This is a genomic window from Vibrio sp. R11-SG3-ISO9, from assembly GCF_059834255.1.
Map to the genome: position 1 here is coordinate 1 of NZ_JCBDGU010000014.1, position 17,585 is coordinate 17,585.

General features: G+C 45.5%; 16 protein-coding genes. 4 read left to right on the plus strand and 12 right to left on the minus strand.

Going from position 1 to position 17,585, the window contains the following annotated elements:
• Window positions 1-11: 11 nt before the first annotated feature.
• The 7 genes from AC6R05_RS05175 to xerD all read right to left on the minus strand — a co-directional run bounded on the left by AC6R05_RS05175 (window position 12) and on the right by xerD (window position 8,485).
• Entirely contained in the window at window positions 12-134 is a 123-nt protein-coding gene (locus tag AC6R05_RS05175; RefSeq protein ID WP_263641666.1) for a hypothetical protein, read from the minus strand.
• 312 nt (window positions 135-446) lie between these two features.
• On the minus strand, window positions 447-1,781 hold the full coding sequence (gene vpsR, locus AC6R05_RS05180; RefSeq protein WP_500646755.1) for a cyclic-di-GMP-binding transcriptional regulator VpsR: 1,335 nt from the start codon (window positions 1,779-1,781) through the stop codon (window positions 447-449).
• 278 nt (window positions 1,782-2,059) lie between these two features.
• On the minus strand, window positions 2,060-3,577 hold the full coding sequence (gene lysS / locus AC6R05_RS05185; protein ID WP_152468170.1) for a lysine--tRNA ligase: 1,518 nt from the start codon (window positions 3,575-3,577) through the stop codon (window positions 2,060-2,062).
• A 50-nt stretch (window positions 3,578-3,627) separates the two neighbouring features.
• A protein-coding gene (gene prfB, locus AC6R05_RS05190; RefSeq protein WP_150895812.1) for a peptide chain release factor 2 occupies window positions 3,628-4,726 on the minus strand; the annotation gives its coding sequence in 2 pieces (ribosomal slippage) (window positions 3,628-4,650 and window positions 4,652-4,726; 1,098 coding nt in all).
• A gap of 227 nt (window positions 4,727-4,953) precedes the next feature.
• Window positions 4,954-6,690: a single-stranded-DNA-specific exonuclease RecJ gene (recJ, locus tag AC6R05_RS05195; protein WP_150895813.1), complete on the minus strand. Its 1,737-nt coding sequence runs from the start codon at window positions 6,688-6,690 to the stop codon at window positions 4,954-4,956.
• A gap of 74 nt (window positions 6,691-6,764) precedes the next feature.
• Window positions 6,765-7,544: a thioredoxin fold domain-containing protein gene (locus AC6R05_RS05200; protein ID WP_032553161.1), complete on the minus strand. Its 780-nt coding sequence runs from the start codon at window positions 7,542-7,544 to the stop codon at window positions 6,765-6,767.
• 26 nt (window positions 7,545-7,570) lie between these two features.
• A complete protein-coding gene (gene xerD / locus AC6R05_RS05205; RefSeq protein ID WP_032553160.1) occupies window positions 7,571-8,485 on the minus strand; it encodes a site-specific tyrosine recombinase XerD in 915 nt (304 codons plus the stop codon).
• Between the two features lie 151 nt (window positions 8,486-8,636).
• On the opposite strand from xerD, the gene fldB reads away from it, so the two are divergent.
• Window positions 8,637-9,158, plus strand: coding sequence for a flavodoxin FldB (fldB, locus tag AC6R05_RS05210; protein WP_150870967.1), 522 nt, complete (start codon window positions 8,637-8,639; stop codon window positions 9,156-9,158).
• Between the two features lie 124 nt (window positions 9,159-9,282).
• Here fldB and brnQ read toward each other — a convergent pair whose 3' ends face one another.
• Complete coding sequence (gene brnQ / locus AC6R05_RS05215; RefSeq protein ID WP_150895816.1) at window positions 9,283-10,596, minus strand: branched-chain amino acid transport system II carrier protein; 1,314 nt, start codon at window positions 10,594-10,596, stop codon at window positions 9,283-9,285.
• 312 nt (window positions 10,597-10,908) lie between these two features.
• Between brnQ and AC6R05_RS05220 the strand changes: the two genes are divergently transcribed.
• Window positions 10,909-11,631 carry a tRNA1(Val) (adenine(37)-N6)-methyltransferase gene (locus AC6R05_RS05220; protein WP_500646756.1) on the plus strand — a complete coding sequence of 241 codons (723 nt, stop codon included), beginning with the start codon at window positions 10,909-10,911 and terminating at the stop codon, window positions 11,629-11,631.
• Between the two features lie 108 nt (window positions 11,632-11,739).
• Window positions 11,740-12,972 (plus strand): ATP-dependent RNA helicase SrmB, encoded by a 1,233-nt coding sequence (gene srmB / locus AC6R05_RS05225; RefSeq protein WP_032553156.1) that lies wholly within the window; start codon window positions 11,740-11,742, stop codon window positions 12,970-12,972.
• Between the two features lie 106 nt (window positions 12,973-13,078).
• Here srmB and yaaA read toward each other — a convergent pair whose 3' ends face one another.
• Window positions 13,079-13,855, minus strand: coding sequence for a peroxide stress protein YaaA (gene yaaA, locus AC6R05_RS05230; protein WP_500646757.1), 777 nt, complete (start codon window positions 13,853-13,855; stop codon window positions 13,079-13,081).
• A 209-nt stretch (window positions 13,856-14,064) separates the two neighbouring features.
• Window positions 14,065-15,492, minus strand: coding sequence for an alanine/glycine:cation symporter family protein (locus AC6R05_RS05235; protein ID WP_032553154.1), 1,428 nt, complete (start codon window positions 15,490-15,492; stop codon window positions 14,065-14,067).
• 709 nt (window positions 15,493-16,201) lie between these two features.
• On the opposite strand from AC6R05_RS05235, the gene AC6R05_RS05240 reads away from it, so the two are divergent.
• On the plus strand, window positions 16,202-16,390 hold the full coding sequence (locus AC6R05_RS05240) for a DUF3545 family protein (protein ID WP_152468167.1): 189 nt from the start codon (window positions 16,202-16,204) through the stop codon (window positions 16,388-16,390).
• A gap of 80 nt (window positions 16,391-16,470) precedes the next feature.
• On the opposite strand, the gene tnpA is transcribed toward AC6R05_RS05240, so the two are convergent.
• Window positions 16,471-16,908, minus strand: a complete 438-nt coding sequence (gene tnpA / locus AC6R05_RS05245) for an IS200/IS605 family transposase (protein WP_500646758.1) — start codon at window positions 16,906-16,908, stop codon at window positions 16,471-16,473.
• Between the two features lie 176 nt (window positions 16,909-17,084).
• A complete protein-coding gene (locus AC6R05_RS05250; protein WP_500646759.1) occupies window positions 17,085-17,585 on the minus strand; it encodes a hemerythrin domain-containing protein in 501 nt (166 codons plus the stop codon).

Here is a 17,585-nt window from a genome sequence, read left to right on the forward strand (position 1 = left end):
ATACGGATTAATTAGTTAGATTTATCTTGGGTGTTGCGATCGGCCATCACTGATAGACGTGGCATAGCGGCCACCATGTCAGTGCTAGGATCAAACGACGCGCAAATGTGCTGAATAAAATCGAAATGTTTCATTTGCGCCTCCAAGCTAATTAATTAATCCAAAAAGATGTGATTCGAATGCTTTTGGTTTGATATTAAACCATTGCTTTCACGATTAAATTCTATCCAAACGAGAACATTATTCAACCACTTATCTATTAACAATCTTAAAACAAAGCATTCACCTAAAATCTTAGTTGCATATAACATTGAGCATAAGATATTCACTATGATTATATAAATCTGTAGAGCTTATCTCTGTTCAAACTTTTCAGTCAGATAGAAAGCTTCGAGCAAAAACAAAAAAAAGCCACGCTGTGCGTGGCTTTCAAATAATAGTATTGCTTAGACTAGCCCTTCAGATATCAGGCTGTGTTTATTGAGCAAGCGATACATGGTAGCGCGTGAAACACCTAGCTCCTTGGCTGCCAACGAAACCTGCCCCGCGTGCGACTCTAATACGACGATCAAGGCATCACGCTCAGAGCGCTCTCGGATACTCTTCAAGCTGCGTTTCTCATCTTGCTGCTTTGGTAAATCAAGATGCTCCTCATCAATAATGATCGAGTCAGACATCAGTACCACACGCTTAATTTGATTCATCAACTCACGCACATTGCCTGGCCAATGGTAACGAGACAATGCAGTGGCTGCTGACTCTGAAAAGTTCTTAGCCTGTGCGTTGAACTCTTTGGAGTAATCATGCAAGAAGTGGTTTGCCAAGATAGGGATATCACTGACACGTTCCTTCAAGCTAGGGACATGGATTCGCAACACATTAATGTAATGATAAAGCTCCTCGTTAAAGTCCCCTTCAATCAAGGCCTTTTCTATATCTGAAGAGTTTGAGGCTAGAATGCGTACATCTACTGAGCGCAGACCTTTTGAGGTCTCAACCTTACCGTCTTGCAAAAACTTAAGCAGATTCATCTGCTGGTTTCTAGGCATGGCTAAGATATCGTTAAACAGTATCGTTCCACCATCCGCCTCTTCGAGCATACATGGGGTATCACCCACCTTACCTGCCAAGCCAAACAGTTCACTTTCGATTCTCGACTCTGAAAGCGCACGACAGTTCACAGTCAAGAAAGGGTGCTTAGCACGAGAAGAGTGTCTGTGAATTGAACGGGCAACGGTCTCTTTACCTGCCCCACTGTCTCCTGAGATCAAGATACTAACGTCTGTCGGACCAATTCGTTTGACTTGGTCTCTCAGTCGTTTGACTGCTACAGAGTCCCCTAGAAGCCCCATATCACTGTTCAAACCGTAATTTGGCCACACCTTCTTCTCAAGCTTTAACATGCCTAACTGGTGCCCTATCGTGCTAAGTAGCTGAGCATCCGGGATCGGAGTCGTAAAGAAGTCGATACAGAAATTCACGATAAACTGGCAGATAGTGTCTGAACTTAATTGTGATTCACGAATCAGAGCTAACCATCTTACCTGTTTGTTATTACTCACTAAATTAGCGACGCCATTAAGACTAAACTCATCATGGCTTAGATCAACGATCCCAATACAGGGACCGGTTTCCGTAAAGAGTGCATCTGCCTTTCGTAGGTCTGCACACTGAGTGCATTGCCAACCCACTTGTTCTAATACAGATAACCAAGGCTCGTACGCACCACCAACGACGATAAGAGAGCCTGGTAAGGAATCCATCTTAAATTGAGTTCCCATCCTTCTTCCTTATTCAATTTTCTATTTATTTGGCCGAGTACTAACTATTGCTCTTCCCTATATATGGGAAATTCACTGCGCAAGCAAGTTCATATTCACGCCAAAGACGTTTAGTAGTGAGACTATCTAAGATTCTTCGTCTCAATAGTAAGACTATGTCACAAATAATGATTTTTCGAACTCAGAGTGCGGAGTAGGTAAGGTTTTGATACACCTAGAAATAAAAAAGCCACCCGAAGGTGGCTTTTGGAATTCACGCGAAATGCGAAAGCGAAAGATTACGCTTGCGGACGCATCGCTGGGAATAGGATCACGTCACGGATTGTGTGCGTGTTAGTGAACAGCATTGCTAGGCGGTCGATACCGATACCTTGGCCTGCTGTTGGCGGTAGGCCGTGCTCAAGTGCTGTGATGTAGTCTGCATCGTAGTACATTGCTTCGTCATCACCTGCATCTTTCGCGTTAACTTGCGCTTTGAAACGCTCGTCTTGGTCTTGTGCATCGTTAAGCTCAGAGAAGCCGTTTGCTACTTCACGGCCACCGATGAAGAACTCAAAACGGTCTGTGAAGAACGGGTTGTCATCGCTACGACGTGCTAGAGGAGAGATGTCCGCTGGGTAGCCAGTGATGAACGTTGGTTGAATTAACTGAGGCTCAGCCGTTTCACCAAAGATCTCTTCTAGAAGTTGACCACATGTCCAGAACGTTTCTACTTCAACGTGTACAGATTTCGCGATAGCTACCATCTTCTCACGGTCTTGTAGGTCTGCTTCTGTTAGTGCTTGAATCTCAGCGTGCTCAGGGTTGTAGTGCTTGATTGCATCAAACATGCTCATGCGAGCGTACTTGCCACCGAACTCTACAGTTTCGTCACCGTAAGGCATAGAAGTCGAACCAAGAACGTCCATAGCCGCTGTGCTTAGCATCTCTTCAGTCAGATCCATCAGATCTTTGTAGTCAGAGTACGCTTGGTAGAATTCCATCATTGTAAATTCAGGGTTGTGACGTGGCGATAGACCTTCGTTACGGAAGTTACGGTTGATCTCGAATACACGGTCAAAACCACCCACAACTAGACGCTTCAGATAAAGCTCAGGTGCAACACGTAGGTACATGTCGATATCTAGTGCGTTGTGGTGAGTGATGAATGGACGAGCAGTCGCACCACCAGGGATCACGTGCATCATTGGCGTTTCAACTTCTAGGTAGCCTTTTGAGCTCATGAAGTTACGGATTGAAGATACAAGCTTAGAGCGCACGATGAATGCGTTGCGAGAGTCTTCGTTCACGATTAGATCAACGTAACGCTGACGGTAACGCATCTCTTGGTCAGTCAGGCCGTGGAACTTCTCTGGAAGTGGACGAAGTGCTTTAGTTAGCAGCTCGTAAGACTCCATGTTCACGTAAAGGTCGCCTTTACCTGACTTGTGAAGTGCACCTTTAACACCGATGATGTCACCGATATCTAGGCCTTGGTATTTCTCTTTAAGCTCTTTTTGAACATCTTTTGCAGCGTATGCTTGGATACGGCCAGATGTTTCTTGAATTGCTAGGAATGGACCACGCTTAGCCATTACACGGCCAGCGATTGCAACAACGTGGTTTAGCTCTTCTAGCTCTTCTTTAGTCTTTTCACCGAATTCCGCTTGAAGGTCGCCAGCTAGGTGCTCACGACGGAAATCATTTGGGTGACCGTTTGCTTTGCAGCTCTTGCGGATATGATCCAGCTTGCTACGACGCTCGGCGATCAACTTATTCTCTTCTTGTGCGTTTTCGTTTTGAACAGCATCAGTCATTTTCGATGTATCCTGTCTTTCTTTATGAAAATTGTTTTTCGGTGAAAAGCTTACAGACCTGATTTCAGGCTAGCTTCGATAAATTTGTCTAGGTCGCCATCAAGAACCGCTTGAGTATTGCGGTTTTCAACGCCAGTACGTAGATCTTTGATGCGCGAGTCATCCAGTACGTAAGAGCGGATTTGGCTACCCCAACCGATGTCAGATTTAGCATCTTCATTCGCTTGCTTCTCTGCGTTCTGCTTTTGAATCTCTAATTCAAACAGTTTTGCACGAAGCTGCTTCATCGCTTGGTCTTTGTTCTTATGCTGAGAACGGTCATTCTGACATTGCACCACAGTGTTGGTTGGAACGTGAGTAATACGAACCGCCGATTCCGTGGTGTTTACGTGCTGACCACCCGCGCCAGATGCACGGTATACGTCAATACGTAGATCAGAAGGGTTAATGTCGATATCAATGTTGTCATCAATCTCTGGGTAGATAAACGCAGAAGCAAATGACGTATGACGACGACCGCTTGAGTCAAATGGAGACTTACGAACTAGACGGTGTACACCCGTTTCTGTACGTAGCCAGCCATAAGCGTACTCACCAGAGATGCGAACTGTTGCCCCTTTAAGGCCAGCAACTTCACCCTCAGACACTTCAATTACTTCGGTCTTAAAGCCTTTCGCTTCAGCCCAACGCAAGTACATGCGTAGCATCATTGAAGTCCAGTCTTGCGCTTCTGTACCACCCGAACCTGATTGTAGGTCGATGTAGCAATCAGATGCGTCGTGATCGCCTGCGAACATACGACGGAACTCTAGCTTTTCTAGCTTAGCTTCTAGCTCAGCCAGTTCAGGTTCGATCTCGTCAAATGTCTCTTGATCTTCTTCTTCAACCGCTAGCTCAAGTAGGCCTTCCACATCTTCAACACCTTGGTCAAGTTGGTCGATAGTCTCTACCACAGCTTCCAGTGATGCACGCTCTTTACCCAGTGCTTGCGCACGCTCAGGCTCGTTCCATACATCCGGTTGTTCTAGTTCTGCGTTTACTTCTTCTAGACGCTCTTGTTTAGCGTCATAGTCAAAGGTACCCCCTCAGGATATTTGTGCGCTCAGACACATCCTGCAGACGGTTTTTGATTGGATTGATTTCAAACATTTTAGCTCATCATTTATGAGTAGAATTTAACCGAAGAATTGTACTCAAAAGTGTGACGGAGATACAGGAATTTTTAGATAAGAAAGTCGAACAATCGCTGATGAATGCGCAAAAGGAAATCAGCGAGATAAGAATGGGGTTAACATAAGGTTAAAAACAACAATAACGCGCCCCAAAGGAACCGGGGCACGCGTTCAATTTTGCTTTTAGCGTAAACGAATTGGTCGCTACTTAGCTTCGATATTGTCGATCATTAACTGCAATGATTGATTACCGCGGAACTCGTTGATATCCAGCTTATAGGCAAGGTGCACGGTTTTAACCGACGCATCTGGCCAGCGACGCAAATCGACATTAAAAGCAATACCATCAATCATCACATTCGTCGGGTGACCTTTGTAAAGTGGCTCCAGCATCAATTTCAGGTGCTTCTCACCGACTAGCTTTTGATGAAGCACTTTAAATTCGCCATCAAAGATTGGTTCTGGGAAAGCTTGTCCCCAAGGACCACCAGCACGCAAAAACTCAGCGGTATGCATGGAAAATTCTTCAGGAAGCAGCTCTCCATCCGACAAGATAATGCCTTTGAGTGCCGTTTCACCAAGATCTTGTTTTACCGCTTCATCAAACAGTTTGCTAAAGCGTTCGAAATCTTTTTCCATGATGGTTAAGCCTGCAGCCATTGCGTGGCCACCGAACTTAACAATCAGACCTGGATTCTGCGTATCAATGCGATCCAGCGTATCACGCATGTGTAAGCCAGGAATCGAGCGACAAGAGCCTTTAATGCTGCCCTCTCCTCCATCAGCAAACGCAATCACTGGGCGGTGATATTTATCTTTGATGCGTGAAGCCAAAATACCAATCACACCTTGGTGCCAATCACGTTGGAACAGTGCTAAACCACACGGTAGATCTGCTTCGCCAAACTCCAGACGTTCACAGAAAGCGATTGCTTCCTGCTTCATGCCCTCTTCAATCTCTTTACGAGTTTGGTTAAGACCATCCAACTCACTCGCCATACGACGCGCCGCGTGGATGTTATTACTCATCAGCAGTTCCACACCAAATGACATGTCGTCAAGGCGTCCAGCAGCATTGATACGTGGCCCAAGAGCAAAACCGAAATCAGACGCAACCAAACGACGAGCATCGCGCTTCGCCACTTCAATCAGCGCCTGAATTCCCGGACGAGCCTTACCTGCACGAATACGCTGTAGGCCTTGGTGTACCAGGATACGGTTATTCTCATCAAGAGGGACAACATCAGCTACAGTGCCAAGTGCTACGAGGTCAATCAATTCCATAAGTTTCGGTTCAGCCATGCCTTGCTGGGCAAACCAACCGAGTTTTCGCATGTGAACGCATAACGCCATCATCAGGTAGAAAGCAACACCCACTCCTGCCAGAGCTTTAGAAGGAAACGCACAACTCTCTAGGTTTGGGTTCACCATGGCATCCACCATCGGCAACTCATGTCCCGGTAAGTGGTGGTCGGTAACAAGCACATCTAAGCCTTTCTCTTTGGCAAAACGTACCCCTTCAATCGATGAGACACCGTTATCCACGGTCATGATCACTTCCGCGCCAATCTCAATCGCCTGCTCTACCACTTCCGGGCTCAGACCATAGCCGTCTTCAAAACGATTTGGCACCAAGTAGTCAACGTTATTACTGCCAAGCATACGCAGCGCCAACACAGAAAGTGCAGAGCTGGTCGCGCCATCCGCGTCAAAGTCGCCAACGACAATAATGCGTTTCTGCTGCTGAATAGCTTTGAATAGCAACTCAACTGCCGCATCGATCCCGCCAAGCTTTTGGTACGAGTGTAAGCCTTTGGCTGCCGTCTCTAACTGAGCTGGGCTATTGATTCCACGACTCACGTAGATACGTTTGAGTAGTTCTGGCAAATCAGCAGGAAGAACGGAGGTATCGACTTCAGGGCGACGTTGTATCTCAATCATGACCTATTCGGCCCAAACCAAGTTGGGCCATTCCTTATGTGTAAATTTGGAAATGCGTGTTGCTGAGCAGCGGATTACTGCTCTAAGCGTTGGATAAGTTGTGCTGGAGGCAGGTAGCCACTCACAAGCTCACCACTTGGTAAGAAGATAGCTGGCGTGCCGCTGATACCAAGCTCGCGACCTAATTGGTACTGCTTAGCAATCACAGATTTGGTTTCAGACGTTGCTTTCGCCGAGTCTGGCATTTGACGATTCACTTTCGCATCGTGCATTGCCGCTTTCGGATCATCTGAGCCCCAGATAGCCGCCATTTGGTTAGCGACTTGACCCGTTGCCCCTTGACGCGGGTAAGCCATGTAACGAACCGTAATACCTAGATCGTTATAGCCTTGCATTTGGCTGTGTAGACGCACACAGTAACCACAGGTGATGTCCGTGAAGACCGTAATCGCGTATTTTTCATCATCCGCTTTGTATTCGATGGTCGAGTCTGCCATCTCTGCGATCTTAGCTGCATTGATAGGAGCCTGACGCTCCGCTAATACGTCGCTGAATTTGCCGTTCTCATCCAGTGAGTAAAGCGTACCTGCGATGAAGTGATCACCCGATGGAGACGAGAAAATGATACCGCTATTGGTTTGAACCTCGACGAGACCATCGATATCCGATGGCACAACATCCGTCACTTTGACGCCAATCTTTTCAAAACGCTGAGTCAAAGCCTTAATATCATAAGCTTGAGTGGGTGCTGCCTCTACTGCAGTCTTAACCTGCTCAACATTCTCTTCAGATGCGTTACAAGCAGTGATGACAAAAGGCAGTGCCAATAGAGGAAGACGGCGTAATACGCTCATTAAGTTCACCTTAAAATTGTTTGAATCTAAGCTCGTGGGTGGTGCTGAGCATGAATTTGCTTCAGTCTTTCCGTTGCCACGTGAGTATAAATTTGGGTTGTCGATAAGTCACTATGTCCCAATAACATCTGTACGACTCTGAGATCGGCACCATAGTTCAGTAAATGTGTTGCAAACGCATGTCTTAAAACGTGCGGAGACAGTAGTTCCGTATCTATACCTGCGATCACCGCATAGTGCTTAATACGATACCAAAAGGTTTGTCGGGTCATCTGCTTGGCACGTTTACTCGGGAAAACCACATCCGAGCTATTCTCTCCAAGCAGCTGAGGGCGACCTTGCTCAATAAAGGTTTCGATCCAGTCTACGGCATTCTCACCCATTGGAACCAAGCGTTCTTTACCACCTTTACCAATCACCCGCACCACACCTTGTCTTAAACTGATGTTCTCCATCGTTAGGCTGACCAGCTCAGTCACACGCAAGCCAGTTGCGTACAACAGCTCCAGCATCGCTTTATCTCTAAGCTCAATTGGGTCGTTCGGATCTGGAGCATCCAGTAAGGCATCAACCTGCTCTTCACTGAGATCTTTGGGTAAGCGCTGAGGCAGCTTTGGGCTCACCAACAAGGCGCTCGGGTCGTCAGCCCTTACCTTTTCACGATGCAAATATTGAAATAGACGACGAATCGCCGACAACATACGGGCACGCGAAGTCTGTTTAAAGTTCGCATCGACCAACCAACTCTGATAATCCTGCAAGCCGGATAAGCTAATGAAGTCCAAGCGATAATTATTCTTTTCCATCCAATCAAGCAGCTTGGCAAGATCCGTACGATAGGAGGTGAGCGTATTTTCCGAAAGCCCTCTCTCCATCCACATCGCATCTAAAAATTGTTCAACAAGACCATGATCGGCGTTCTGCCCTTGAGGCGACTGCATAGCTATTCTCATCATATTGGAAACTGTTTTGAGATTAAGCTACAGACCTGATGAAAGCTATAAAAATTACGACTTGGGCGGATAATCGCTGCAATCGAATTCAATTTATGGTTAGAATTCGCCATCTCAAAATAAAAATCGAACACATGCTATGAAAATTGGACTGTTTTACGGCTCAACCACCTGTTACACAGAAATGGCCGCAGAAAAGATTCGCGGCATCATCGGCGAAGACTTAGTCGACATTCACAATGTAAAAGAGACGCCACTTTCATTGATGGCCGACTACGACCTACTGTTACTGGGTATCTCAACTTGGGACTTCGGTGAAATCCAAGAAGATTGGAATGAAATCTGGGATGACCTAGCAACCACACCTGTAAAAGGCAAAGTCGTGGCACTGTTCGGACTGGGCGACCAAGAAGGCTATGGCGAATGGTTCCTTGATGCGATGGGTCTATTACACGACGAACTAAAAACCGTAGGTGCGGAGTTTGTCGGATACTGGCCAAACGACGACAGTTACGAGTTTGAAGCATCAAAAGCCTTAACAGAAGACCAATCACAGTTTGTAGGCCTTGCTCTTGATGAAGACTCACAATACGAGCTGAGCGATGAGCGAATCGCAGCTTGGGTTGAGCAAGTTCTGGTTGAATACAGCGAAAAGATCTAACTCATCAACCACTCGCTATCACGTGAGTGATGAGCATTAAAACCAGCGAATGTAAAAAGGCCCCGCGACTAATCAGTCGCGGGGCCTTTTCTATTTAGTTCGAAAACAGATTAACTCTCAGAGATTAAACCGTCTCTTCAGCCATTTCTGGGGCTGTCGATTTACCGACGAAGAACATGCAGATGATAGCTGCTGTTGTTGGTAGTAACCAACCCATACCAATTTCAAACAGTGGTAGCATCTTCAGTGCAGATACATCTACACCCGCTACTTTCGCTGCATCAATCAGAGCAAATAGTAAAGATACCAAGATAACCACGCGGTATGCCATTTGAGGGTTTGGCAGCTTCTTGCGTAGGAAAGTCAGTGCTACCAATGCAATTGCTACTGGGTATAGTGCAAATAGAACCGGTACTGACAGCGAGATAAGCTGAGCTAGGCCAACGTTAGCAACCGTCGCACACGCTACACCGTTGATGATTACCCAAGTTTTGTAAGACATCGGTGTTAGAGAGCTGAAGTACTCAGAACATGCAGAGATAAGGCCGATAGCCGTCGTCAAACACGCTAGCAGTACAATCACAGACAGAACGATCTGACCTGAAGGACCAAATAGAGATTGAACGTATTGGCTTAGAACCACACCGCCATTATCTGCACCAGAAGCTACTGCAGCACTTGTCGCGCCAAGGTAGAATAGCGAGATGTAAACAAACGCTAGACCCGCAGCCGCAATACAACCTGCGCTGATCAGGTACTTAGTTGTCGCTGCACGATCCGTGATGCCTTTGCTACGAATCGCATCGACGATTAGCATACCAAACATCAGAGAACCGAAAGTATCCATGGTGTTGTAACCTTCAAGGAAACCTTTGGTTAGAGGTTGAGTTAGGTAATCACCGTGTGCTGCAACGATCTCGCCTTGTGGGTTAACAAAAACTGCAATCGCTAGAATTACTAGACCAATGAAGAGTGCTGGCGTCAGAACCTTACCAATCACATCGATCAGTTTACCCTGTGACCATGCAAAGAACATCGCAATCGCAAAGAATGCAATTGAGAAGATCGTTAGGTGTGCTTGAGCTGCATCGATGAAGAACGGCTTCACCGCCATCTCGTAAGCCACTAGGCCAGTACGTGGCGCTGCGAATGCTGGGCCGATGATGATGAAGATCAACACCGCCATGATCGTCGCTGCTTGTTTTGGAAGATCTTTAGTTAGATGGCCCCAAGAACCACCAGCAACCGCGATAGCAACAATCGTAATTAAAGGGAGGCCTACCGCAGTTAAAAGAAAACCAGACATCGCTGGAATGACATTTTCGCCCGCTAATTGACCGGCGAGAGGTGGGAAAATGATGTTACCCGCACCCAAGAAAAACGCAAAAAGCATAAAGCCCAATGCCATAATATCTGTTAGTTTTAGACTCTGTTTCACAGATAATCCTTAATTATATTTTTGAAATGATGTTGTGCTTGCGTGAATGTTACAGCTAAAAACTGCCATTCAATCTATAAAATAGTCGCGCATAATGACGAAACACTCAGTCAGCTGCAAGCTACCGCAGAAAAACACCATATTAATTTGCAATTTCATACAAAAAGCAGTTTATTTCACTAGTTTTGAAAAATTAGCCACAATTATAAACTACTCATAAGTTGCAACAATTAAAACCAAATCAGAACAAAAGCCTGTACAAAAGATCAACAACAAAGCTAAATAGTTAAAAATTCCGGTACCTGCAGATTTATGAAAGAAAAAACGCTAGAGACAAAAAGCTTTAATTTTAAACAGTTTTCTATTTATGGTGGGCAGAGTGGAATGCCTGTCAGCACCGATGGAGTACTACTGGGTGCATGGACACAGCTTAATCACCAACAAAACGTTCTGGATATTGGTACCGGTACTGGCTTGTTAACACTGATGCTGGCGCAGCGTTATCCTTCGGTAAACCTTGCAGCAATAGATATCGACCCTGACGCCATTCATGCCGCTAAGATTAACTTCGACCACTCTCCTTGGAGCGATCGTCTACAGCTCTATTTTGGTAGTGTGCTGGAGGTTGAATTACCAGAGCAATTCGACGCCATCATTTGTAATCCACCCTACTTCAATTCCGGAGAGCAAGCAGCACATAGCCAACGCGCTACGGCTCGTCATACCGCTAGCCTTGATCACAAAGCGCTGGCTGTTCGCTGCTATGAACTCACGACAGAATCGGCCACTGCGAGCTTTATTCTGCCGATGGTTGAAGGGGAACAGTTTATTGAGCTCGCCAAACAGAGTGGATGGCACTTATCGCGCCGATTGGATGTGAGAACCACCGCCAGAAAGCAGCCTACACGTCTTTTGTTTGAGCTATCTAAAGATCCCGGTGTGCAACTCGACCACCAGCAGCTATTAATTCACGATCAAAATGGTTACAGCGAGGCGTTTATCGCCCTAACCCAAGATTTTTATCTCAAGATGTAGCAAATACCATGTGATCCTAATCACTAATGCTTCTATAATGTCCGACTACTCTTTTTTATCGTCTGCCAACGACGTGCAGACACATTTATTGCTTGTGGAGAAACAACAGTGATCAGAACCTTTGCAGAACTCGATCTAGAACAAGAGCTGCTTAAAGCAATCGACGAGATGGGTTACGAACGCCCAACACAGATACAAGCTGAAGCAATCCCACAAGCGTTAGATGGACGAGACGTTTTAGCTTCTGCACCAACAGGTACTGGTAAAACAGCTTCTTTTGTACTGCCAGCTTTGCAATACCTGCTCGACTTCCCACGTAAGAAAGCGGGCCCAGCACGTATGCTGATCCTAACGCCGACACGTGAGCTAGCAATGCAGATCGCAGACCAAGCTCGTGATCTTGCAAAATACACCAGCCTTAATATCTTCACCATTACTGGTGGTGTGATGTATCAAGAGCACGCGGATATCCTAGGCACGACTCAAGATATCGTTGTTGCAACTCCAGGTCGTCTAATGGAGTACATCGAAGCTGAACGCTTTGATTGCCGTGCTATCGAATGGCTGATCCTAGACGAAGCAGACCGCATGCTAGACATGGGCTTTGGTCCAGTTGTTGATCGTCTATCTGCAGAGTGTCGCTGGCGTAAACAGACGCTACTATTCTCAGCTACTTTAGAGGGTAAAGGCGTTGAAGGCTTCACTGAAGATCTACTAAACAACCCAGCAGAGATCGATGCTAAATCTTCTCTACGTGAGCGTAAAAAGATCACTCAGTGGTACCACCGCGCAGACACAGCTGAGCACAAGCTGGATCTTCTTAAGCACATCATCACTGAACAAGCAGAGCGTACTATCGTGTTCCTAAAAACACGTGAGCGCCTAGCGGACCTTCGAGCTCAATTAGAGAGTGCACAGATCCCATGTGCTTGGATTCAAGGTGAAATGCCACAAGATCGCCGTAACAATGCGATTGCTCGCTTCCGTGATGGCACTGTGAATGTACTACTGGCAACTGACGTAGCAGCTCGTGGTATCGACCTACCAGACGTGAGCCACGTAATTAACTACGACATGCCACGTACCGCTGACGTTTACCTGCACCGTATTGGCCGTACAGCTCGTGCTGGTAAGAAAGGTAATGCTATCTCATTAATCGAAGCACACGACCAACCAATGATTGAGCGTGTTGCGCGTTATACTAAAGAGAGCATCAAAGAGCGCTTCATCGAAGGTATGCGTCCTACACACAAAAAACCTGTCTTCAAAAAGAAGAAAAAGGTGAAGAAGGACGATAAGAAAGGAGCAGCTAAAAAAGCCGCTAAGAAAAAGAAGAAGTAGTCGCTTTGGGTCACTCATTCGGTGACCTAACTAACTCTACAGAATAACAAAAGCCCCTGATAGCAACGCTGTCAGGGGCTTTTTAGTAGTTGAGATAAAGCGAAAATTAGTTCTGTTCTTCGCGCTTGAACACTAGCTCTTTTGCGTTCGATTCTTCTTCTACAAAGTAGTAGCCCGCAGTATCAAATTTGGTTAGCGCTTCAATTGAGTCCACTTTATTCTCAATAATGTAGCGAGCCATCATGCCACGTGCTTTCTTAGCGTAGAAGCTGATCACCTTGTATTGACCATTCTTACAGTCTTTAAATACTGGCGTGATCACCTGACCATCTAGGTTCTTTGGCTTCACTGCTTTGAAGTATTCATTCGATGCAAGGTTGATAAGCACATTATCGCCCTGAGCGTTTAGCGTCTCATTGAGCTTGTCAGTGATCAGGTTGCCCCAGAACTGGTAAAGGTTAGTACCACGAGCATTCGCTAAACGTGTACCCATCTCTAAGCGGTAAGGTTGCATTAAGTCTAACGGCTTAAGCAAACCATACAGACCTGACAACATACGTAGGTGCTTTTGTGCGTATTCGAAATCCGCGTCCGTCAGAGTTTCCGCTTCAAGCCCGGTGTAAACATCGCCCTTAAATGCCAGAATAGCTTGGCGAGAATTCTCTTGAGTGAAGGTTTCGCTCCACTGCTCAAAACGCGCCACGTTAAGGCCGGCAATCTTATCGCTCACCTTCATTAGCGCCGAAACATCTGCAGGCGTTAGTTTACGGCACTCTTCAATCAGCTCGGCAGAGTGTTCAATAAACTCTGGTTGAGTAAACTGCTCGGTAGCCAATGGTGATTCATAATCTAATGTCTTTGCTGGTGATACGACAACTAACATAACTTTACCCTAATCGGTTATCTGACTTTATGCTTGATAGAGTATAGAAAAAACATCAATTTGTCTTTATGACTCTTCCTATTACTTCGATAGATAAACACCTATGTCACTAATGTCCACACAATAAAAAAGGCTAAGGTATCACTACCTTAGCCTTTCAATTTGAGAAACGGTGGACGCTCTATATTGCTCAACGCCGCATCACAAGATTACTTCTTGTTGCCGTCCCAAATACCATCTTCTAGCTGAGACTTAAGCTCTGGGAAATCGTTCGCATCAAACGTTGGAACTTTACCCGCGTCTAGTTGACGGTTGTAGTCTTTCGCAAGCTTAATCACGATACCGGATAGCAGGATAATCGCTACCAAGTTAACAATCGCCATTAGACCCATAGATACGTCAGCCAATGCCCATACTGTTGGCAATGTTGCCATTGAACCAAACATAACCATACCTAGAACGATAACACGGAAAAGCACTAGGCCTTTCTTGTTGTTGTGCTCAAGGAAGATTAGGTTTGTTTCAGCGTACGAGTAGTTCGCGATGATTGAAGTGAAAGCGAAGAAGAAGATCGCTACCGCTACAAAGATACCACCCCATGAACCTACTTGTGCTGTTAGTGCACGTTGAGTCAGTTCGATACCTGTTACTTCACCATGAGGAACGTATTCGCCCGACATTAGGATGATCGCAACTGTTGCTGAACAGATAACGATAGTGTCCATGAACACACCTAGCATCTGAACGTAACCTTGAGACGCAGGGTGCGGTGGGTAAGGCGTTGCTGATGCCGCTGCGTTTGGCGCAGAACCCATACCTGCTTCGTTCGAGAATAGACCACGTTTAATACCGTTGATCATTGCTTGAGCGATTGCGTAGCCTAGACCACCCGCCGCTGCTTCTTGCAGACCAAATGCACTCTTGAAGATAAGAGCCAATACTTCTGGCACTTTCTCGATGTTCGCAAACATGATGAACAGAGCAATAGCAAGATAAGCTAGCGCCATGATCGGTACGATGATTTCAGCAGTACGTGCAATCTTACGGATACCACCGAAGATAACGAATGCAGAGATAACCACAATCGCAACACCTGTGTAGCTGCGCTCAAAGTCAAACGCTGTGTTCATTGCGCTTGCAATCGCGTTTGCTTGTACCGCGTTGAAAACAAGACCGAATGCAATGATTAGGAAGATAGAGAATAGAACCCCCATCCAACGCATGCCTAGGCCTTTCTCCATGTAGTATGCAGGGCCACCACGGTAGTTACCGTCGTTATCACGCGTTTTGTACAGCTGAGCCAGTGTGCTCTCTGCAAACGACGTTGCCATACCTAGCATCGCAATTAGCCACATCCAGAAGATAGCACCTGGGCCACCAGCAGTAAGAGCAACAGCAACACCAGCCATGTTACCTGTACCAACACGAGCAGCAAGACTAGTACAAAGAGCTTGGAAAGATGAGATACCAGCGCTGTCTGCTTTACGGCTGTTCTTCAGAACAGAGAACATGTGGCCAAAGTGGCGGAATTGAATGAAGCCTAGTCGTACGGTGAAGTAGATACCCACACCAACGAGCAAGTAAACTAAGATTGATCCCCAAAGAAGATCGTTCATTAAATTGATTAAATCTGTCACGTGAACCTCGTATTGAGTTTAAGCACCGATCATGCTTCCTAGCCTTCCTCTTAATCGCCTATGCCTCTGTCAATGTTGTGTCGGCATTCGTTGTTATGTTCTTGCGGCGATTGAGACTGTAAATGTCGCTTCATGCATCCATTTTACGTATCAGTGTATTTTTGACGGGCGGATAATGCAGTGAGATTTAGCAAAAATCAATATGCAAAAAGTAACATACAAAAGTGACATTTCACTAAAAAATCACCTTTTGTTAACACAAACCGCAACAACAACACCTCATAAAAGTCACATTATCGGGACATAAGCTCAACAATGGACAGTATCTCTCTTTAACCTGCACAGCATCCTATAAAACAGCCATCAGCCTAGGCTTTACAAGGTATAGTGAACAATCACCGTTTTTGGAAGTATCAAGTAAAACTCCTACCTACCTCATTGATAAGTGCTTGGTTGCATTGTAACGAAAGGAGCATAAGCTTCGCACAATGAATTAACATTCTCAGACAGTGAATTTAATCGTTTTCCTAAGTTTGTTTGCCTAATTTTTGAACATAAATATGAGCCGCATGTGTGATGGTAAGTCAAAAAACCACACGAAACCTTCATGAATATGAAACAAATGAGAAACAAATCAAAGTTATGGTGGCATTAATTATGGTATTTAATGGGTCCGAAAGGACTATTCCCACGGAAGGAGATATAGCTTATGGATAACTTTCAATACGATGAAATGACTGAACTTGATCTACCTCGTGCAACGCAGAAAGCGCGTTCAAAGCCTCTAAAGCGCAAATGGCGTGAGATTGAGGAGATTAACGATCGTCGACGCCTTCAAAAAGAACTCATGGACATGAATCTTGGCTTAGATTTCGACCTCGACGATATTAAGCTTTAATAGACACGATAAGTAAAAATCCGCCTTCTTAGAAGGCGGCTTTAGTTTTCAGCCCCCTAAAAGGGGGCGTTTCCACGCTGTTAGTTCATCTTCAACTCTAACTGCGCTTCATACTCTTGGTCTTTCTTGTCTTGATGTCTAACGTAGCGCCGAATTATGGCCTCGTTCACACCTATCGTATCGACAAAGTACCCTCTCGCCCAAAAATGATTACCCCAAAGCTTCTTTCGAATGTGGGCAAACTTGTTAAACAATCGAATTGCAGACCGCCCCTTTAAAATACCCATCAATGTTGAGATCGAAACTTTTGGTGGAACAATAACAACTAGATGAACGTGATCATGCTGAATATTTAACTCCAGTACTTCACAATCCTTCATATTGCAAAGTATGTAGATAGACTTATACAGTTCCCTGGCAACATTACCCTTGAGAATTTTAAACCTATACTTTGGGGGCCAAACGATATGGTATTTGCATCGCCAATAGACGTGTGATGAACTTCTATAATCGCCCATGTTATTTGTTTCCTCTTACTTGTGGTGAATAAGAGCATTACTTCTAACATGGGCGTGTTTTCGGGCAACAGCCCCTAGGAACAATCACCACCGCCAAAGGCGGTGGTTTAGGGATGACAATAAAATAAAGGCACCCAACTGGGTGCCTTTTCTCTTCCTACAACTATTATAGAGAGCTAAACACACTCTTCTTCACTTTGGCGAACTCGAATTGCCAACTGACGGTACTGATCGGCAATCGTGTCACCAAACACAGGATCATCCTCGGGCTGTTGCCAAAGCTCTTCAACACTGCGCCAGTCTTGCACCGAAAAAGCTCCGACAATTATAGGTAGAATGACTTTCTCTTCATATTCCATGTGCTTTCGCTGCGCTTCTATAAATGCTGCAAGCTGATCAATAAACACCTGCTGAGGAACTACCGCATCTTGAAGAATCATCTCAACCACATCTAAGAAGTCAGCGGTCTTCTCCGCCAGCAGCTGATGTTCAAGTTCCAGATCTTCGATGGCCTGCTGTTTACCGTAATGTTTTAAATAGTGACGGTAGATAATGTCTTCTTTCGGGTGATGCACTTTATCTGAGTGGTTCATTAAATAGTGCACCACTTCCGCCACTAGGCTGTAGTTTATCGCTCGCTCTTTCTGTAGAAGCTCAAGTTTGGTCTTTAAAATCAT